The organism is Microbulbifer okhotskensis (genome assembly GCF_023895975.1).
Lineage (GTDB): Bacteria > Pseudomonadota > Gammaproteobacteria > Pseudomonadales > Cellvibrionaceae > Microbulbifer > Microbulbifer okhotskensis.
The window spans coordinates 1-19,631 of record NZ_JALBWM010000080.1; the positions used below are offsets into that span (position 1 = coordinate 1).

The 19,631-nt window shown below is 48.4% G+C and carries 15 protein-coding genes and 2 pseudogenes; 10 read left to right on the forward strand and 7 right to left on the reverse strand.

Annotated elements, in window-relative coordinates; genetic code table 11:
• Positions 1-110 precede the first annotated feature (110 nt).
• Entirely contained in the window at positions 111-1,013 is a 903-nt protein-coding gene (locus MO867_RS15570; RefSeq protein ID WP_252470792.1) for a cryptochrome/photolyase family protein, read from the forward strand.
• Complete coding sequence (locus MO867_RS15575) at positions 994-1,350, forward strand: cryptochrome/photolyase family protein (RefSeq protein ID WP_252470759.1); 357 nt, start codon at positions 994-996, stop codon at positions 1,348-1,350. Before MO867_RS15570 ends, MO867_RS15575 begins: the two co-directional genes overlap by 20 nt.
• 180 nt (positions 1,351-1,530) lie before the next feature.
• Here MO867_RS15575 and MO867_RS15580 read toward each other — a convergent pair whose 3' ends face one another.
• Positions 1,531-1,947: a VOC family protein gene (locus MO867_RS15580; protein WP_252470761.1), complete on the reverse strand. Its 417-nt coding sequence runs from the start codon at positions 1,945-1,947 to the stop codon at positions 1,531-1,533.
• A gap of 566 nt (positions 1,948-2,513) precedes the next feature.
• Here MO867_RS15580 and MO867_RS15585 point away from each other — a divergent pair.
• The 6 genes from MO867_RS15585 (at position 2,514) to pepN (ending at position 11,815) form a co-directional block, all read left to right on the forward strand.
• Positions 2,514-4,121 carry an ABC-F family ATPase gene (locus MO867_RS15585; protein WP_252470763.1) on the forward strand — a complete coding sequence of 536 codons (1,608 nt, stop codon included), beginning with the start codon at positions 2,514-2,516 and terminating at the stop codon, positions 4,119-4,121.
• Between the two features lie 444 nt (positions 4,122-4,565).
• Positions 4,566-5,351: an outer membrane protein OmpK gene (locus MO867_RS15590; protein ID WP_252470764.1), complete on the forward strand. Its 786-nt coding sequence runs from the start codon at positions 4,566-4,568 to the stop codon at positions 5,349-5,351.
• Between the two features lies 1 nt (position 5,352).
• Positions 5,353-6,714, forward strand: coding sequence for an NCS2 family permease (locus MO867_RS15595; RefSeq protein ID WP_256474095.1), 1,362 nt, complete (start codon positions 5,353-5,355; stop codon positions 6,712-6,714).
• 11 nt (positions 6,715-6,725) lie between these two features.
• Positions 6,726-7,289 carry a phosphoribosyltransferase gene (locus MO867_RS15600; protein WP_252470766.1) on the forward strand — a complete coding sequence of 188 codons (564 nt, stop codon included), beginning with the start codon at positions 6,726-6,728 and terminating at the stop codon, positions 7,287-7,289.
• Between the two features lie 315 nt (positions 7,290-7,604).
• Positions 7,605-8,945, forward strand: coding sequence for an omega-aminotransferase AptA (gene aptA / locus MO867_RS15605; RefSeq protein ID WP_252470768.1), 1,341 nt, complete (start codon positions 7,605-7,607; stop codon positions 8,943-8,945).
• A gap of 173 nt (positions 8,946-9,118) precedes the next feature.
• Complete coding sequence (pepN, locus tag MO867_RS15610) at positions 9,119-11,815, forward strand: aminopeptidase N (protein ID WP_252470770.1); 2,697 nt, start codon at positions 9,119-9,121, stop codon at positions 11,813-11,815.
• 179 nt (positions 11,816-11,994) lie between these two features.
• Here the strand turns inward: pepN and MO867_RS24030 are convergent.
• From MO867_RS24030 to MO867_RS15650, 5 genes and pseudogenes are all read right to left on the reverse strand, one after another.
• Positions 11,995-12,893 (reverse strand): annotated as a pseudogene (locus MO867_RS24030) (IS5 family transposase); the annotation flags it as partial.
• Positions 12,894-13,269: 376 nt separating this feature from the next.
• Positions 13,270-14,412 carry a manganese-dependent inorganic pyrophosphatase gene (locus MO867_RS15630; protein WP_252470777.1) on the reverse strand — a complete coding sequence of 381 codons (1,143 nt, stop codon included), beginning with the start codon at positions 14,410-14,412 and terminating at the stop codon, positions 13,270-13,272.
• 377 nt (positions 14,413-14,789) lie between these two features.
• Positions 14,790-15,445 (reverse strand): annotated as a pseudogene (locus MO867_RS24035) (efflux RND transporter permease subunit).
• Between the two features lie 60 nt (positions 15,446-15,505).
• Positions 15,506-15,652 (reverse strand): hypothetical protein, encoded by a 147-nt coding sequence (locus MO867_RS15645; protein WP_252470782.1) that lies wholly within the window; start codon positions 15,650-15,652, stop codon positions 15,506-15,508.
• A 9-nt stretch (positions 15,653-15,661) separates the two neighbouring features.
• On the reverse strand, positions 15,662-15,817 hold the full coding sequence (locus MO867_RS15650) for a hypothetical protein (RefSeq protein WP_252470784.1): 156 nt from the start codon (positions 15,815-15,817) through the stop codon (positions 15,662-15,664).
• An 882-nt stretch (positions 15,818-16,699) separates the two neighbouring features.
• Here MO867_RS15650 and MO867_RS15655 point away from each other — a divergent pair.
• Together MO867_RS15655 and MO867_RS15660 are read left to right on the forward strand one after the other, a co-directional pair.
• A complete protein-coding gene (locus MO867_RS15655) occupies positions 16,700-17,161 on the forward strand; it encodes a GNAT family N-acetyltransferase (protein ID WP_252470786.1) in 462 nt (153 codons plus the stop codon).
• 45 nt (positions 17,162-17,206) lie between these two features.
• Positions 17,207-18,265 (forward strand): Kelch repeat-containing protein, encoded by a 1,059-nt coding sequence (locus MO867_RS15660; protein ID WP_252470788.1) that lies wholly within the window; start codon positions 17,207-17,209, stop codon positions 18,263-18,265.
• Between the two features lie 201 nt (positions 18,266-18,466).
• Here MO867_RS15660 and MO867_RS15665 read toward each other — a convergent pair whose 3' ends face one another.
• Positions 18,467-19,510, reverse strand: coding sequence for an MltF family protein (locus MO867_RS15665; protein ID WP_252470790.1), 1,044 nt, complete (start codon positions 19,508-19,510; stop codon positions 18,467-18,469).
• Between the last annotated feature and the right edge of the window lie 121 nt (positions 19,511-19,631).

A 19,631-nucleotide genomic window follows, 5' to 3' on the forward strand; every position in this document is an offset into this window, starting at 1 on the left:
TTGTCTCATGAATATATTTTTTGGGAAACTTTGTATTTAGTGCTGAATAGTTACGAAATAACAAAAATAGCCTTGCACAAAATCTTCAGCATTTACTTCAAAAATATAAAATAACAAAATTTGAGTATCAACTTCCCGATGAATACCGGCTGGACCAACAGCTACAGGAATTCAGCCGAAACTTGGGTATTGAATCGCAGGCTTATGACTCTGAACATTTTTTTACTGACAGGGAGGAACTGGCATTATTCTTCAGGGGCAAGAAAACGCTGCTTATGGAGAGCTTTTACCGCCATATGCGCAGGAAGCATAAAATCCTTTTGGAAGAGGGAAAGCCTGAAGGCGGAAAATGGAACTTTGATCAAAATAACAGAAAGAAATGGAATGAGGGTTCAGGCATTCCTGCACAATTTTTTTTCCACAAAAATGTAAATGAAACTTTCACCAGAATTAAGAACTCAGGCATTCACAGTATTGGTAAAGTCGATCCACTCAGGTTTTCATGGCCAGTCACCAGGTCAGAGTCTCTAAAATTACTTCATCATTTTTGTGAAAATCTACTCGGCCATTTTGGTGACTTCCAGGATGCCATGGACCCCGATGAAATTTACCTTTACCACAGTCGGCTTAGCTTTTCACTCAACAGCAAACTTTTAAGTCCAAAAGAAGTTATTCATACCGTTCTCAAAAAATGGAAAGTAAATACAGATAAAATAGGCATCAATCAAATAGAAGGGTTTATCAGGCAGATTCTAGGTTGGCGAGAATATATGAGGGGTATCTATTGGATGTCCATGCCTGAGTATGGCGTGTGCAACAAACTAAGAAACAAGAATCATCTACCAGATTTTTACTGGAATGCTGATACAAATATGAATTGTCTACACCATACGATAAAAAATAGTTTAGATAATGCCTACGCTCATCATATCCAACGTTTAATGATTACTGGTAACTTTGCATTGTTAACTCAAACAGATCCAGATCAAGTGGATGCTTGGTATTTATATTGATGCTATCCAATGGGTGGAAATGCCTAATACACGAGGGATGAGTCAATTTGCAGATGGTGGGCTACTGGCAACCAAACCTTACGTAAGCAGTGATTCATATATCAATAAGATGAGTAACTATTGCCGAGAGTGCCCCTATGACGTAAAAAAAAGAATCGGAGACGAAGCTTGCCCTTTTAATAGTTTGTATTGGAACTTTTTAAGCGAAAAACGCGAATATCTCAAACAGATCCCACGTATGAATATGATGTTCAGCTTGCTCGACAAAATCCCCCCAAAAGAGCTTGCAGAAATTAAATCCAGGGCAAAGACAATTATAAAATCCAGCAAAAAATAGACAGCCTCAAGCTGTGCTGGCAACAGGTACAACTTAGATTCCCACAACAACCGACACACTTAGCGATAGCGAAGAAGGTCAGCTGGCTGTAGGCAGAATAGCAATCAGACAGGATAGAAAACGGGGGGCGTTTAAAGAAAGAATGTGCCACTACCGCTACAGTAGTGGCGCTACCTACTATTACTTGAACATAAGTTCAGGGTTTACCATTGTCTTCATTTCCAGAACGTTGCCGTTTGGATCTTCAATAAAGAAAGTTTCCTGCTCATAGTCACCGCCGACGAAACGGCGATAAGGTTTATCCAGATACTCTAGCCCAGCGGCTTTAATTCGCCCTTTGAGCGCCTGGAATTCATCTTCCGGCAAATGAATACCAAAATGTGGTACTGCCACCTCACCCATATCCACTTTGTGACGAACATTAGGAAGTTTTTCTTCGCTCTGGTGAAGAGTTAATTCGTTACCCCAAAAATCAATATCAACCCAGCGCCCATCCTCACTGTTACCCGTTTTACAGCCGAGGATATCGCAATAAAAAATTTTTGCGGTCGCCAAGTCCCCTGCGGGGATAGCAAGATGTAGACAGTTCGATTTCATATAGCCTCCAGCCTTTGCCTGCTCCTCAAGGAAATTGAAAAATTGAGTGACTGGTACTTGTTAGTACTTCAATCCTCAATCCCCTGACGGCATCAACATGGACCTTGCCGCCCGAACACCCCAAAGGATACAAATAAGATCAAGTGATCCCGTTAATTATTTAAATATAAGTGGCTGCTTTACCCATTAGCAGCCTTTTACCGGGAACATTCCTAGCGCCAGGGTCCACAAAGTCATATTGGCCTTAGCTCAAGAGCCTGAATTTGGGCAGTATACAGATGTATATCATCGTACCCCACTCCAAAATGGAATATCCTCCTAACCAGGAGACACACTTTAACACAGATATTTCTATCAATAATAATGGGGCCTGAGTTATAACCTGTCTGATGGAAGAGCTGCTCCCGCGACTAGAACCCACAAACAGGCAGAGAAACTGCTTAATTATTAAACATTCTCCTCGACACTTCAGCCGTAAATCCTTATAGTGCGGCCCCCGCATTACGCTACCTATTTTGGCGAAGCTGGTTTACCAGTGCCCATGTGCAAGCTCCAGGAATACGCTCTTGATCTCCACCGCAAATATCACCATGCAGTTCGGTGCCCAACCACTGTTTGAAAACATCTCCGCAAAGTTCGGTAACGGCAACCGATATGGCCTTATCGGGGCTAATGGGTGCGGAAAATCGACCTTTATGAAGATTTTGAGCGGTGCCTTGACGCCCTCGGCCGGCAATGTATCCATTGCCCCAGGGTGTACCGTGGGTACTCTGAGCCAGGACCAGTTTGCATTTGAAGAGTACACTGTGGTCGATGCGGTCATCATGGGAGATGTCCGCTTATGGGAAATAAAGCAGGAGCGTGACCGTATATATTCGCTGCCGGAAATGAGCGAAGAAGACGGCATGCGCGTAGCCGAACTTGAAGTCCAATTTGCTGAGTTGGACGGCTATAGCGCAGAGAGCCGTGCGGGTGAAATTCTGCTCGAAGCAGGCATCGACGAATCCTTGCATTTTGGTTTGATGAAACAAGTCGCTCCCGGTTGGAAGTTACGGGTATTACTCGCTCAAGCGCTATTTGCCAACCCGGATATCCTGCTGCTGGATGAACCGACCAACAACCTGGACATCCACACCATCAAATGGCTGGCAGATGTGCTGAACCAGCGCAAAAGCACCATGATCATCATTTCCCATGACCGCCATTTCCTGAACTCGGTCTGCACACATATGGCCGATATTGATTACGGCGAATTGCGGGTTTTCCCCGGCAATTATGAGGATTTTGTGGCGGCCTCGACGCTGATACAAGATCAGCTGCACGCGGAGAATGCCAAGAAAAGCGCCGAACTGGACGAGCTGCAGAGTTTTGTAAATCGCTTTTCTGCCAATGCCTCCAAAGCCAAACAGGCCAGCTCTCGTGCGAAGAAGATGGAAAAGATCAAACTGGATGACATTAAACCCTCCAGTCGGGTCAGCCCTTATATTACGTTTAACCAGTGCAAGAAGTTGCACCGCCAGGCCCTGACTCTTGAGGGACTATCCCACGGTTTTGAAGCCAAGGCACTATTTAAGGGTGGCGAAATGCTGCTCGAGGCCGGTGCACGCTTAGCAATTATCGGGGAGAACGGCGTTGGCAAAACTACTTTCCTGCGCTGCCTGGTCAATGAAATCCAAGCCAACATCGGTGAAATAAAGTGGTCGGAAAATGCCGCTATCGGCTACTGCCCACAAGACAGCAGTGCGGATTTCGACGGTGACCTGACGATATTTGAGTGGATGTCCCAGTGGCGTACCCCTAAACACGACGATCTGGCGGTGCGGGGTATTCTAGGCCGCCTGTTGTTTACAGCGGATGATTCCAACAAGAAAGCAAAGGTGTGCTCCGGCGGCGAGAAGAATCGCCTGCTGTTCGGCAAGCTGATGATGATGGACACCAATGTGCTTATCATGGATGAGCCGACCAACCACTTGGACATGGAAGCCATTGAGGCGCTGAACAAAGCGCTGGAGAAATATGAGGGCACATTGATTTTTGTAAGCCACGATCGCCAGTTTGTCTCATCCCTGGCAACCCGAGTTGTTGAAATCAAGGATCAGGCGCTGATCGATTTCCAAGGCACTTACGAAGAATACCTGGCGCACCAGTCAGGTGCGGAACAGCAGGTAGCCTGACTCTTGGTTCGAAATTGAAGCACGCAGGTTGGGACGGTTCAATGCTCGCCCCAACCTTTGCCCTTCACCCGGCAAGCTACACAGCATATCTATTTTCAGCTAGCTGCTATAAATTAAAAAAAACCAGCAGCAAAGTCCGGTTAGAGACACCAGACGAGCCCTTTTTCGCCCAGCCAGCGCAAAATCTACCCTGAACCCGCACAGGTCTCTTCCTAGATCAATTTCCTACCAAAGGCGCAAAATGCCAAATAACTCGTTAATTTTTGCCCGAGTTAAGCGTTTATTTACTTTTTTCTGCCAATCACAGCCCTGATCACCCATAAAAAACACTGGAAAACAGGGCGCAAATTCTGGTACATTCCGCGCCTATTTTTTAACCAACCGCCGACTCCAATGTCGGCCGCCAGTGCGGATTCCGCCTGTCGCCGTAACAGAGGTAATACAATGAAACCAACCAAGCCCCTGCTACTAATGGCCACTGGCCTGCTGTCTGTAGCCGCCCAAGCCGAAATGACCTGGAGTGACAACAGCCTAACCCTGCTTTACGGCCGCGATTACGAAGTTAACTACAGCTTAAGCACTGATGACTCCGAACGATCTGTGGTGACTTTTGAACACGCCAGCGGCCACAGTTGGGGCGACCTGTTCATTTTTGCCGATTATCTGGACTCTACCGATGGTTCTAATGAGTTATATGGCGAAATTTCTCCTCGCCTGAGTCTAAGCAAGCTCAGCGACAGTGAACTGGCGTGGGGACCGGTCACCGACGTATTAATCGCAACGACTCTCGAGCTGGGTAATATGGATGACCCAGACCACCTGACGGCGACAGGTCCGCACTTCAAAAACTTACTGACTGGCGTCGGCTTCGATCTTGCAGTCCCTGGCTTCTCCTTTGTGCAGGCCAACCTTTACCACCGCGACAACGATGATAGAGCCAACAACGAACAGCTGACCCTGGTGTGGGCCCTACCCTTTACCCTGGGTGACGCCAGCTTCGTTTATGACGGTTTTGTCGATTGGACCAGCGCGTCAGCGGATGCGCACCCCAGTATGAATTTCACCTCCCAGCTCAAGTGGGATGCGGGGGCTTACTGGGGCGAGCCCAAAGCCCTGTATGCCGGTATCGAGTATGTACATTGGAACGACAAGTTCGGCATTGAAGATGGCACCTTTGGGGTCGATTTCAACGAACGTAACGTTAACCTGCTAGTAAAGTACCACTTCTGATATGAAACCCTCTGATATCCCAACATCAGCGACCACAGGGTCCGGCATCTCCCAAGCGGGCGGCAACGCCTCCATCCTGGAGAAGCTGTTTAAACTCTCTGAGCGCCAAACGAATGTTCGCAGGGAAGTGATTGCCGGCGTTACCACATTCCTCACCATGGCTTACATCATCTTTGTGAACCCCAACATCCTGGCAGACGCCGGAATGGATAAGGGCGCCGTGTTTATGGCGACCTGTCTGGCAGCAGCGATCGGCTGTTTGATTATGGGGCTCTACGCCAACTACCCCATTGCTCTGGCTCCGGGAATGGGGCTCAACGCCTTCTTCGCCTATGTCGTAGTCGGTGAGATGGGTTACAGCTGGCAAGTGGCTCTGGGCGCAGTGTTTATATCAGGGATAATCTTCCTGTTCCTCAGTATCTTTAAGCTGCGAGAGTGGATAATCGACAGCATTCCTGTCTCCCTGCGGCAGTCCCTAGCTGCGGGTATCGGACTATTCCTGGCGATTATTGCCCTGAAGAGCGCCGGTATCGTAGTTGCCAGCCCGGCTACCCTGGTAACCCTGGGCGACCTCAAGTCCATCGAAGCGATTCTGGCGGCACTGGGCTTCTTTATTATTGTGGCCCTATCCTACCGCCGTATGCTCGGCTCGGTAATGATCGGCATCCTCGCAGTGACGGTGATTGCCCTGGCAATCGGCAAGGTAGAGTTCACAGGCTTGATATCCGTCCCTCCCAGCCTGGCGCCCACCTATCTTGAGCTGGATATCGCCGGTGCCTTCGAAGTGGGTATGATCAGCGTGATCTTTGCCTTCCTGTTCGTCGACCTGTTCGATACAGCAGGCACTCTTCTGAGTGTTTCTGACCGCGCCAAGCTGCTGGACAAAGATGGCAAGTTACCGGGGATGGGCAAGGCTCTGATGGCCGACAGCTCCGCTTCTGTCGTCGGTTCCGTACTGGGCTCCTCCACCACCACCTGTTATGTAGAAAGTACTGCTGGTATTACTGCCGGTGGACGCACAGGCCTGACTGCCGTCGTTTGCGCTGGCCTCTTCCTACTGGCGACTTTCTTCTCTCCATTGATCGGGATGATTCCGGCCTATGCAACAGCGGGCGCTCTGCTGTATGTTGGCGTCCTAATGACCTCCGGAATGTCATCTATCGACTGGGATGACATTACCGAAGCCGCTCCGGCAGTAATTGCGGCGGTGATGATGCCGCTGTCTTTCTCGATTGCCCACGGTATTGCACTGGGCTTTATTTCTTACGCAGTCATTAAAACACTGAGCGGGCGCAGGAAAGACGTCAGTATCAGTGTCTACGTGTTAGCGGCACTCTTTGTCGCCAAGTTCGCCTTTTTCTGAGGGGTACATAGATGAAAAAGCACTTTATCAGCGCACAGCAACTCCTGACGGATTCCTACGCGCTTGCGGAACAGATCTACCAGAGCGGCTTTCGCCCCAACTACATTGTCGGTGTTTGGCGTGGCGGAGCTCCGGTAGGTATCGCAGTACAGGAATTGCTGCACGTGATGGGTGTGGATGCGGACCATATCGCAATCCGGACGTCCTCCTACCTCGGTATTGGCGAGCGTGACAAAAATGTCCGTGTGCATGGACTGAATTACCTGATCAAGCGCCTGGAGTCCCACGACTCCCTGCTGATCGTGGACGACGTACATGACTCCGGCTTGAGTATCGAGCAAACGATCTTAGATCTGCGGGCGGCCTGTAAGAAGAACACGCCGGAAATCCGCATTGCAACGCCTTACTTCAAGCCCAATAACAACAGAGCCAAGCGCGAGCCGGATTACTTTATCCACAAGACCGATGAGTGGCTGGTATTCCCTCACGAGATCGACGGTCTATCGAGAGCGGAAATTCTGGAAAACAAACCGGAACTCGCCCCTTACGTGGATCGGATCGGCACTGCGGTCTGATGAGTCGTTTTGCCGGGGGCTCTATGCCCCCGGGCCTTCTTAATACCCCTTCCTAATTCCCGTCTCCCCTCCAGCCACTAGCATTACTCCCTCCAACAGGTTGCTAAAAAGACCCCGGTAGTTTTCCCAATGCAAATTTGGGGCACAAGGCCACTACGACAAATCTAGGGTCCGCTCTGACGCTGCCACCGGTCAATACTTCAATAGCCTATTAGTAAATCCGGCTTATGAGACTAAAGTTGGTCTAGGGGAATGTATTAAGTCGATAAGTTGGTCCAAAATTAAGGCGATAAGGCCAAGTGTCGGAATATAAAAATGAACGACAGATCAGCTGGGCTAAGCGAAGCACAATTAAGCGCTTACTGGATGCCCTATACGGGCAATCGTCAATTCAAAAGAGACCCCCGTATCATTACCAGTGCCAGTGGTTGTTATTACCTCAGCGCTGAAGGCCGGCAGATATTCGATGGTCTTTCCGGTTTGTGGACCTGCGGCGCAGGGCATAATCGCCGCGAAATCATTGAGTCCATTGCGCAACAAGCCTCTACCCTTGACTACGCACCGGCTTTTCAATTTGGCCATCCAAAAGTGTTTGCTTTGGCGGAACAGATCAGTCAGTTAATGCCCGAGGGGCTAAATCGTATTTTTTTTACAAATTCAGGTTCAGAAGCTGCAGAAACCTCATTGAAAATTGCTCGAGCCTACTGGCATAAACGGGGCCAGCCAGAAAAAACCAAATTGATTGGCCGTAGCAAGGGGTACCACGGTGTCAACTTTGGCGGTATCAGTGTTGGCGGTATCAGCACTAACCGCACAATGTTTGGTAGTGCATTGGATTCTGACCATCTGAATCACACCCTGTTGTCGGAGAACCGATTCAGCAGAGGGCAGCCACTCAAAGGAGACTATTTAGCAGACGAGCTATTGGAGTTGATTCAACTGCACGACGCGGCCAATATCGCGGCACTTATTATCGAACCCATGGCCGGTTCCGCCGGGGTACTACCACCGCCAAGGGGGTATCTGGAACGCCTGAGAAAGATATGCGAGCAGCATGATATCCTACTTATTTTTGATGAAGTCATTACCGCGTTTGGCCGCATGGGCAAAGCTACCGGTGCTGAATACTTTGGCGTGACTCCCGATATCCTGAATACCGCCAAACAGTTAACCAATGGCGCTGTGCCCATGGGAGCCGTCGCTGTACGTCAAGATATCTACGATACTTTTATGGAGAAAGGCGGCCCCAAATACCAGCTTGAACTTCCCCACGGCTACACCTATTCCGGTCATCCGCTGGCCTGTGCCGCCGCCCTCGCAACTCTGGGTATTCTCCATCGGGAAAAACTGTTCGAACGTTCATCTGAGCTTGCTCTCATCCTGGAAAATTATATACACCAACTCAAAGGCTTACCTCTCATTGAGGACATTCGCAACTGTGGGCTCGCAGCGGGCCTGACTATTCAAGCGGCCCCCAGTGAACCACTGCTGCACCCCTACCTGATAGCCATGAAAATGTGGCACAAAGGGTTCTATATTCGCTACAGTGGCGACACACTTCAGCTGGGAGTCCCATTTATTGCCCGAGAAGAGGACCTAGACGGAGTCATCAACGCCCTCGCCGAATCAATTCTGGAAGTGGCTAATGGCCAATAGTTTTTATTTACAGCCCGGTATTAGGGCAACACTTTGCACCATCGTACCAATTAAAAACTATTCACTAAAAATATCAAAGTTTGTATAACCGCATAGATCACATTAATGTTACTGCCAAGATAAAGCAGATATCACCTATATTTCCCTAAAAAAACAAGACCATGAAAAAATTAATGAGCTCTAAAAATTCACGACCGATTTATAAACTACTTGTCCCCCTACTATGCAGTAGCTTACTGGCTTCCTGTGATCAAGAATCGGATTTTGCCAAAAAAACACAGCCCCCCCAGGTAAGCGCCGTAGTAATCAGGGATGCAATCCCCGGTCTTTCAGAGGAATATGCCAAGGTCCGCCGGCAACAAATTGCTCAAGTGGATTACCGTCTGAGTGTCAAATTGGATAGTCATCAAGAAATTTTTTCTGGGACGGTTAACGCGGATATAAAATTCCAGAAGCAACTTCAACAGGCTCTCACTATCGATTTTTCCGGCGGCACTGTCGATGCCGTTAAAGTAGATGGTGAGGAAGTACCGTTCGAATACAACGGCCACTTTATTCGTATTTCTCAGCAGCACTTGGCCAAAAAAGAACACTTGATTGAAGTAGACTACCAGCAGCCCTACTCCAATAATGGCTCTGGATTACACCGTTTCGAAGATCCGAAAGATGGCAAAGTCTATATGTATACCGACTTTGAACCCTTTGATGCCAACCGTCTTTTTCCGCATTTTGATCAACCCAACCTGAAAGCCCGCTACACCCTAGATGTGACCGCTCCGAAAGACTGGATTGTGATCAGCGCAGAGCGGGAAAACCGGGTAGAGGAAAAAGGAGAAAAAAATCACTGGTTCTTTCCGCAAACACAGAAGTTTTCCTCTTATGTATTCTCTCTTCATGCGGGCCCTTACCATATCTGGGAAGACGATGCTGATGGTATTCCCCTGCGCCTGATGGCTCGCCAAAGTCTGGTAGAGTATGTTAAAACCGATGACTGGTTTACCTTTACCAAACAATCTTTTGAGTTCTTCCAACCCTATTTTGAAATAGATTATCCGTTCAACAAGTACGACCAGATCCTGGTGCCCGACTTCAATGCCGGCGCTATGGAAAATGTGGGCTCAGTCACCTTTAATGATGCCTATGTTTCGCGTGGCGAAAAAACCCAGGCACAACGTATGCGCTTGGCCAATGTGATTGCTCATGAACTAGCTCACCAGTGGTTTGGCGACTTGGTCACCATGAACTGGTGGGACGACCTTTGGCTTAATGAGAGCTTCGCCACTTATATGGCCAATCTATCTTTGGCCGAAAACAGTGAATTTACCAACGCCTGGGAGAATTTTTACCTGGGTACTAAACAGTGGGCCTATCATTCTGATCAACGTCCCACCACCCACGCTATCCAGCTGCCCGTCAAAAACACCGATGAGGCCTTTGCCAACTTCGATGGCATTACCTACGGTAAAGGTGGTTCGGTACTCAAGCAATTACCCTACTACTTGGGCGAAGAAGAATTCCGCAAAGGGGTCAGTAATTACCTAAAAGAACTCTCCTACCAGAATTCAACACTCGATGATTTTATCGGTCACCTGGGCAAAGCGGCCGGTATCAACCTGGATGCTTGGCAACAGCAATGGCTCTATCAGGCCGGTCTCAATACCATTGAAGCCAGCTTCCAGTGTGAGAATGATAAAATCAGCAACCTGACCCTCACCCAGAGTGCCCCGGAAGCGTACCCAACCTTACGTGAACAACGTACACAACTCGGTTTTTATCGAATGGCCGATGGCAATATGAAGCGCGTTGCCACTTTGCCAGTGCTATATAACGGCGCAGCCACCGTGGTGAAAAAAGCCAAAGGCCTGCCCTGTCCACAAATTCTCTATCCCAATGAAGGAGACTGGGCGTTTGTCAAAGTGAACCTGGATAGGGTTACCGTTAAAAATATGGCACAGCATATTAATGATATTGAGCAACCATTTGCCCGCCTGATGCTCTGGCAAAGCCTATTCGATAGCACTTATGATGCAAAGCTTCCTTTGGATGAATACATTAGCTTTATTCTCACAAACGGTGCTGCCGAACAGGATATTAATGCTGTCCGATTAAACGCGCGCTATTTAGGCTTTGTCTACGGCTATCTGAACCAAGTACCTGTCAGCGAAGAGCGTCGCGCCGAGCTGAAACAGGCTATTGAAGACTTTGTATGGAAGCAGCTACAGCAGGCATCTGCCAGCAGTGACCAGCAGAAAGTCTGGTTCAGGACTTTTACCGATGTAGCCCACTCCGCTGCCGCACTGAGCAATGCCAAGCGGATGCTATTGGGGGAGTTCGCCATTGAAGGCCTGACATTAGACCCAGATATGCGCTGGCAGTTAATCAGTTTACAAAATCGCTATCTATTTGCCGACTATGAACTGGCCATCACCCAAGAGCTGCAAAAAGATAATTCTGATCGATCAAAGCTTAATGCAATTGCGGCAGAAGCCATTAGACCCCTGCCGGAAATCAAGCAAAAATGGCTGGATAATCTAATTCTGTATAGAGACAAATTTAAGTTAAGCGAACTCCGAAAAGCCACTTACTCCCTATTCACTTCCGAGCAAATTGAGCTTTTTAACACTCAAAGCGAACGTATATTCGCGGCCCTGGAACAGGTTAACAATGAGGATTCCCCGGAATTAATCGGCGCCTATAGCTATATGTTCCCGCTTATTTGCTCGAAAGAAGGTGCACAGCAAATCAGTGATGTCCTGAAGAGCATGCAGCAGCTCAAACCCATATTGGTCAAGGCTCTGAAAAATCATCATCATACTAGTGAGCGTTGCATCAAGATGGGCGAAGCCCTGGTACAACATCAAAAGGGTTAAGGAACCTCTAAAAAACAGTCAGGATTTATTGAATTTCGCCGCTCGCGGCGAAAGGTGACTATTTATTAGGCGCCCATCAAGTTTTTACGTAGATTCTCCGCAATTTCTTTATCCAAAATCCGCATTTTGCGGATTTTGGATGCACTGCCCCTACGTAGGGAAATATTTTTCCCAATTAACAGATTCGTAAAGCCAGACGGTATGCATAAGCGCTGGGTGTTTTTCTTTAAGCTTCGGTAGCGAACCTGAATATAGCCAAATATATTTTTTATATAACGGAAGGGATGTTCTACTTTAGCTCTTATCTGCGCTTTAATTTTTCTACTGTTCGCCATTCATCCTGTCCTGGGTGCTGTTTTAGGCAGTTTGGTATCTCCGCAATGTGCCACTCCACATCTCTAGTCTTCAGCGCTTCGCGCTTTTCAGCTCCGGTGTAACCAGAGTCGCCCCTGAATCGTTATTCTTCACCATGCAGTAGATTCTCTGTAGCGGATGCTGTATCGATGTTGTGGATAAGCCCGAGAATATCCTCTGTATCGATATGCAACTTCATTCCAAAATGCCACTGATTGCTTTTTTTGGTCTCGTGTATTTGAGGATCACACTTTTTCTTCTTGTTCTTAGTCAAGCTCGGAGCAGAGATAATTGTCGCATCCACAATAGTGCCTTCCCTTAACACCACATACTCAGCAAGCTGCCTATTAATTTCCTCAGAAATACGCTTACCCAGCTTGTTCAACTCCAGTAAGTGACGAAGATTGAGGATAGTTATCTCGCCTGGAATTCAGTCGTTCAAGGTTATTCCGGCAAAATGACGCATAGATTCAATTTCGTAGAGAGAATCTTCCATGGCTGGATCGCTGAGATTATAAAACAGCTGCATGCAGTGAATTCGTAACCTAACGCTCAATGGATACGGCAGTCGGCCACGCATACCCAGAGGATAATAATGGGCTATACACGCTTCCAGCCGCAGCCATGGAATGAGGCAATCCATCTGAGAAAGAAACTTTTATCGGCGAGTTATGCGGCGTTTGAGGCGAAATTCCGCTTCGGAAAAGGTGACTTGGTGCATGATTCATCGTAATCCTGACGGATAGCTAAATACTACCAAATTGGCTCGGACTTATTCATAGGTTCCCTAACCAAATTAGCGATACCGTTTACACGTCCACACAAGTCATAAAAGCAAATGGGGTGCGGTTTTAAATCGCTTTATTAACCGGAGGTTATCCTTTTCTGCTCCGATCAAACGGTGTAATTGGGAAGCAGGAACTTAGCCCGAAATCAGCAGGCTTAGGGTGCGAACGATTGGCCTCCAGTCAGCCATACTGCCCTTGCTAATACGCATCTGAGTTTGGCCCCGTACCCCTTTTTTCGACCACGAAAATTTTCGTGAACGCCTATTTAGCCCACAAAGCGGACATCACCATTTTCTAAGTAGCTATTTGGCCTCAATCGTCAACCTTTTGCCTCTCCACCGCTCGCTGAATAGCTGGTCCAATTTGGCGCTTGCGCGAGATCACACCCTCAGCAACAAACATGTCGTCTGTGACTTTTCCAGTAAAAGCCGAGATGACAATATCCTTATCCTCGTCATCACCCCATAGAAAATAAGATTTATGGTCGCGGGTATCCACAATGGCGAAGATCAAGTGATCAACACCACTCTCTTTTTTCTGCGCCTCTATGGCAGATTTTAGTTCGTACCTCCGGTTAATCAGCTGCTGGGCGGTTAGCGTTTCTGCAACACCGATACCAACCTTTTTCCCACCGAACTCAAACTCCTTATAATCGAGCAAAACGATATCCCTGGCCGACAATCCGCCCAAATCGGACTTCGCGAGCAGCATGCGCTCAGCAAACTTATTGATATCATCTATGCCAGCTCTCTTTGCCAGCTTTAGTGCGTAGGCTTTGTCATATTCGGTTGTGGTAGGTGCCGACAGGTTAACCGTATCCGAAAGAACAGCGGCCAGTCCCATGCAAGCCAGCGGTACCGGCAGTTCGATACCCAGCGTCGAAGCATGGTCCATCAAAATCGTGGCGGTCGAGCCCCAGGGCCTGATCTCAATGCTGATCACATTAGGAATGTTGATCGGCGATCCACCGATCGCATGATGGTCGATGATTGCTGCGATCAAGTCCGGATCAATGCCAGATGGCAATTGGGTACTTTGATTGAAGTCGACCAACCCCGTGCTCATACCAGAGAAATCCTTGATAACCTCAGGCTCATCAGCGTCACACTCATCAAGCGCGAAACGAGATTCCGGGTTGAGTGCACCGGGTAGCCCTGGCTTACCCCCGTAAATAAAGGCTGCTAGTAAGCTTGCAGTAAACGAGTCGGTATCCGGGATAGTATGCCCTGTCCAAACCAGGTTCTTCCGGCCTTCTAACTCCTTGCGCAGAAAATCTTCAGTAACACCAGTCGAGCGCTTAACCTGGTTCTGCCCTGTGGTGCTAACTTCAGCCGAGCCTACTGAGACACTTATAAGCAAACTGAGTGACAGGGTTGCCGCTTTTCCAAGCAAATATGGAGAACCTGCAGTGAGACGCTCGCCTGATATCGACAGGCTTGAAGTTAAAAATCTCATAGGCACCCTCGATAATAACTTGCCAACTGAATAATCGGAGACTTGCTAAAGGCAACTTGGACAGCAAGTAAGATTGTTTCTCTATCGAAGTGGTTGCTGTCACTTTCGACAAAACAACGCATATGTTTGCGTTCCGATCGCCGGAAGGTTGATCGTGCTGACCGCCTCTTAATCGGATTGACCCCTTATGACTTTAGAGAATCTAGCCAGTACTATAGACAACTCATACGCCCATCGAGCCGGCCGGTGTAGATCACATATCACTTAAGCTTTTAATCCTGGTCAAGAAATTTCCCCTGAGCCATCTCCATCGAGGACACATTACGCAGGGGAAGCCTACGCAGTTGGCGCTGTGAATCAGCAGAAGCTCACTTTGTTCAAGCCCGAGCCTGCTCCGAGATTTCAAAAATCATCGACATTAAGCCGCAGAATATGGTCACAGTAGTCAACACAATTGGGCGAAAGCGGTGCGCCGCAGTGCACTTGATTACCGTCTCCAGGTCTATCCCTTCGCTGCGCAGGCGGTTGCTGTATTCAGTCATTACCAGAGTGTCATTATTGACCACCCCGGCGAGTGCCACCATACCCAGCAGACTGACCATCCTGAGTCCGTAACCCATCCCCAGATGGCCTAGTAAAGCGGCAATTACACCAAACGGAATAACGATCATCTCAATAAAAGGCTGTATATAACTTTTCAAAGGCATCGCCAAAAGCAGGTAAAGCACGCCAGCAGGAAGGTCAGCCCCAGCGAGGTAAACTCCTCGCGCTCATCGACCTGGCCCCCGTCATAGGAGATCGCGAGACCGGGAAACTCTGTCTGCAACTGCGGCATCACACTGCAGTCCAGCGCGTTAATCACCAATGCGGCTTGATCATTGGGCTCCACGTTGGCGGTGACTGTGGTGACCCGGCGCCCTTCGTGCCGGTGAATCTTGGCGTAAGCGCGACCCTGGTCTATCTCGACAAGATCGAGAAGTGGCAGCCATAGGCCATTGCCGGCGCGGATTATAATATTGTACACATCGTCCATGGTGATCCGCACACTTTCCGGCAAACGCACTACTACCTTGACCTGATCACGACCGTGCTGTTACCGCAATGCTTCTGTATCATAAAGGAAGACGCGCAACTGGCGGCCGATCTCCTCGGCCGAAACACCCAAACTCTTGGCGGTCTCTGTTAGGGTCAGATCCAGCTGGGTTTTCCCGAAGGAGATCCCCGCGCCAATATCACTCACATTGGGGAATTACTGCAGCTCCGTAGCCCGGCGCAACGCGGCCCACTCCAGAATATCTGTATCTGTGTGATGCGGCTCCACGGTGAGAGAGGAGCCGGCACCGGGCTCGCCGCGGGCAGACGCAGTGATGACTCTGAGAGAGCCCGCGACCGGGTCCGACGCCACTGACGCACAAGCTCCCCGCTTGAAAAGGATCGCTGATCCGCCGCAACAAAATAGACGTCCACCTGAACGGCATCATCACCGATCAGACCGCGACTACCCAGAAAAACCTGTTCTCGGTCGTACCCTTCAAACACTTGATCACAACAAAGTCATAAAAGCATAGGGAAGGCCTATTCCCCTATGAACAGGAATTAGCAAGGCGAATATACTATGGTATTCAAGCTCCTCTACCGAGAGTCCTTTCTCGCACACATCGATCTTATTCCATTGGAGGAACGGCCGGGCTCAAAAAGCAAACGCGCACTCAAGTTCACCCTCTTATTATTGCTAACGCCAAGCTAAGCCGCGAACTCATTTCTGATGATATAGATGTGTTGCAGTCTAAAACTGGAATCAAACGTAATCATCCACAATTAGTCCTCTTGATGGAATCACACCGTCTTGACGAAAAGATTGAGAAACGTTGTACGGTTGACACACAAATCCGTAGCGACTTAGTCAATGCTATGGCCAGCGAGCTGATTGGTGAAAGTTGGTCACAAACTCGGTTTTTGAGTTTGGAATATCGCGGGGAATTTTTTATAACCAGAGTGCTTAACTCGATAATATTGGCACACGCGATTATTTTCAAAGCAGAGTGCAGGGAACAATGGGCCCGATGTAGAAAGGGCTCCTGACTGGATTCAAAGAACTCAAGTTCAAAACTACCTCCTATCGCTAAATAGTCACACTATCGCTTTGCATTCCTCCTGGAAAAATACACTCTCCGAAAAATCTATACTGGAAGAAAACTTAGCCACCCACAGCTTAGACAAATAGAAAATATAATGTAAACCCTGTACTATTAGCCCACCCTTTTCTCTGAAAAGATGGCGCTAAGACATGGAAATATCAGTACAAAAAGACGACCTCTCTGATGGCTCTATTATCAATCTCCTAGAGCTTCATTTACAGGAAATGCATAAGCACTCCCCTCCTGGCAGTGTTCATGCTCTGGATCGCGAAGGATTAGTAGATCCCGCAGTCTCCTTCTGGAGTGCAAAAATAAATGGCATTCTGGCAGGATGCGGGGCTCTGAAAGAGATTACCCCCACACTGGGGGAAATTAAGTCGATGAAGACAGATTTCATATTCCTGCGCAAAGGGGTTGCCAGGGCACTACTTGAAAGAATTATCACTGAAGCCAAGCTGAGACAATATCAACAAATTAAGCTGGAGACCGGTAGCAGTGACCCATTTGCACCCGCTGTCGCTCTGTATCGTCAATACGGATTTCAAAGTTGCGGGCCTTTTAGCAATTATAAAGAAGACCCCTACAGCTTGTTTTTTTGCAAGCAACTTTAATTTATCAATTTTTTAGGTCCGTCGGCAGGGAGCTCTGAAGCGATTATGAGTATTAATAGAAGAAATTTTCTGAAGCTCACGGGAATGACACCTTTTATCCTTGGCGGGGCCACCATTCAGGCTCAACAAGAAAATTCGAAGCTCTCAATAACCGACTTACCGAAATTAAGAACCCCTATTCAGGAGATATATCCTGCAGACTTTGACGGTGAAATCTATGTGTCTGGAGGTTTTGTAACATCCACTAGTCCCATTTTTTACGGTCTGTCTCCGTCAAAAAATACCCGTATTTTTTCTCCACAATACAACGTTTGGAAAAATGGCCCCGAACTCCCCGAAGCCAGGCATCATCTTGGCATGGCCAGTAATTCCAAATATCTCTATGGCCTTGGTGGTTTCTATGGGGAGAAAGGCAACGCCTGGCAAGTCCAGGATACGGTGTATCAACTTTCCCGAGATAGCAGGCAGTGGGTTTCGGCCCCCAAACTACCTCAGCCCATGGCGGAATCGGTATATGCCACTATACAGGAGAATATTCACTTGCTCGGTGGCAAGTCTCCAAACACACCATCGAGTAATACCGATACAGACCGTCATTTTCTATTGATTAACAATCGTCACTGGGAATCGGCTGCGCCAGCAAGTATTAAGCGAAACTCTGCCGCAGGAACCGCTATCGATAACCGGATTTATGTGATTGGGGGACGCCAATCCAATCGCAGTGGCTATAAGGCCAGAAACCTCTCTTTCGCCGAAGCCTATGATCCAAGCCTGGACAAATGGGAACCCATAAGGCCGCTGCCACAGGCCCTGGCTGGGCTCACCGCAGCTCCGCTCAATGGAAGCATTATCGTAACTGGCGGTGAAAAATTTGGTCCCTTGGGTAACTGGAAAACAGGGACCGCGTTTAGCACAATCTGGATCTATAACCCCATCAGCGATCAGTGGAGTACAGGGGGCCACATGAGGGAAGCTCGCCACGGTCACGGGGCAGTCTCTATCGGTTCTAATCTTTATATTATTGGCGGAGCCGGCAAAGTAGGGCCACAGAACACTCTCGCTTCGGTGGTGAAGTTGCACTGGGAGAGTAAACCCGCCCCTTAGCAGGCTATTTAAAAGATCTGCCGTTTTTTTCCGGGTTGTAGAGACTATCTGCTCACCCCGTCATGGTCACTCAAATAGTGACAGAGTTGATTTGCCGAACGTCCCGCTTATTCCGGTTATTAAGTTGCCGACAACTACTATTTCAAGCGCTGGTTATCTTTTTTTCTGATATAAATATCTTTCATAAATATGCCCAAAATATTACTCGACACTCGAATAAGCCTGATGGCGCTCAACACCCAAGTATCCAATATAGCGATCGCGAATCTCCCGGACATAATTGACCGGTTCACGCCCGCGCACATAGCCAAAACGGCTTTTTCGATAATACTCAGGTTGAGACAAAAGTAACATGGCTTCTTCAACATGGCCAAACCACTGGTCCGGGTCCAGTTCCAGGTGCTGGGCCAAATTCCTGGCATCCCGTACATGGCCGTGACCCGCGTTGTAGGCGGCCAGGATAAAATATATTTTTTGCTCCAAGGGAAGGTTTTGCGGAAAGCGCTGATCCAACCAACCGAGGTAAGATACGCCCGCGCGTATGCCATTGTCTGGATCGTACAGGTCTTGAATCCCCAATTGCTGGCCCGTGCGTGGTAGTACTTGCATCAACCCCTGGGCCCCGGCAAAGGAGCGCGCTTCGGGATTAAATTGGCTTTCCTGGTACATTTGCGCAACTACCATGCGCCAGTCTCGATCAGTACTTTCGGTGTACTTTCGCACTATGGGATCAAATGGAGACAACTCATCGGTACTGCGCAGGCGTTGCCCCTGATGGCGAACGATACGCTTTCGCTCTTTGAAATACTTATTGTAAGTAACATTAAAGAACAAATCGCGATTGTGTTTCTTCAGAAAGGCATTTAGCCGATTTAGCAATTCTGACTGACCGGTGCGCACCGCCCAGGCAATCTCTCTCTCTCCAGGCAATTCACCCACCACGGTAAAATCATCGCGGTAAGTACTTTCGATCGCAACCAGGTGAGAATCAACTACCGTGTAAGGAAAAACGCCTCTGGCCACCGCATCGATTAATGACTCAGTAGTAGCTCCCAGCAGGCGCTGAATTTGCAGTGGCAGCACATCCTGCTCATGCTGCTTCTCCATTAAACCAATCAGGCTATCGTGGTAACTGGTGAGAGGATTTACCACCACGGTTTGACCTGCAAGAAATACTTCCGGGGACGCCACTTTCTCTACAGCTTGTGCTTGCACCGCAGATACTAATTGTTCGGTTACCTTCATCAATACTTCGGACAGTTTTAGGGGCGAAATAGGTAGGAACCACGGCCAGATACTGAGAAAATAAGATTCTCACTTCAAATTAAAACAATACCTGCCCATGGAAGATGTAGTAAAAACTGTT

Bases quoted from the DNA above. Each gene is read 5' to 3' on its own strand.
- MO867_RS15575 (WP_252470759.1), top strand. From the start codon at position 994: ATGCTTGGTATTTATATTGATGCTATCCAATGGGTGGAAATGCCTAAT.
- MO867_RS15580 (WP_252470761.1), bottom strand. From the start codon at position 1,947: ATGAAATCGAACTGTCTACATCTTGCTATCCCCGCAGGGGACTTGGCG.
- MO867_RS15590 (WP_252470764.1), top strand. From the start codon at position 4,566: ATGAAACCAACCAAGCCCCTGCTACTAATGGCCACTGGCCTGCTGTCT.
- MO867_RS15595 (WP_256474095.1), top strand. From the start codon at position 5,353: ATGAAACCCTCTGATATCCCAACATCAGCGACCACAGGGTCCGGCATC.
- MO867_RS15600 (WP_252470766.1), top strand. From the start codon at position 6,726: ATGAAAAAGCACTTTATCAGCGCACAGCAACTCCTGACGGATTCCTAC.
- aptA (WP_252470768.1), top strand. From the start codon at position 7,605: ATGAACGACAGATCAGCTGGGCTAAGCGAAGCACAATTAAGCGCTTAC.
- pepN (WP_252470770.1), top strand. From the start codon at position 9,119: ATGAGCTCTAAAAATTCACGACCGATTTATAAACTACTTGTCCCCCTA.
- MO867_RS15630 (WP_252470777.1), bottom strand. From the start codon at position 14,412: ATGAGATTTTTAACTTCAAGCCTGTCGATATCAGGCGAGCGTCTCACT.
- MO867_RS15655 (WP_252470786.1), top strand. From the start codon at position 16,700: ATGGAAATATCAGTACAAAAAGACGACCTCTCTGATGGCTCTATTATC.
- MO867_RS15660 (WP_252470788.1), top strand. From the start codon at position 17,207: ATGAGTATTAATAGAAGAAATTTTCTGAAGCTCACGGGAATGACACCT.
- MO867_RS15665 (WP_252470790.1), bottom strand. From the start codon at position 19,510: ATGAAGGTAACCGAACAATTAGTATCTGCGGTGCAAGCACAAGCTGTA.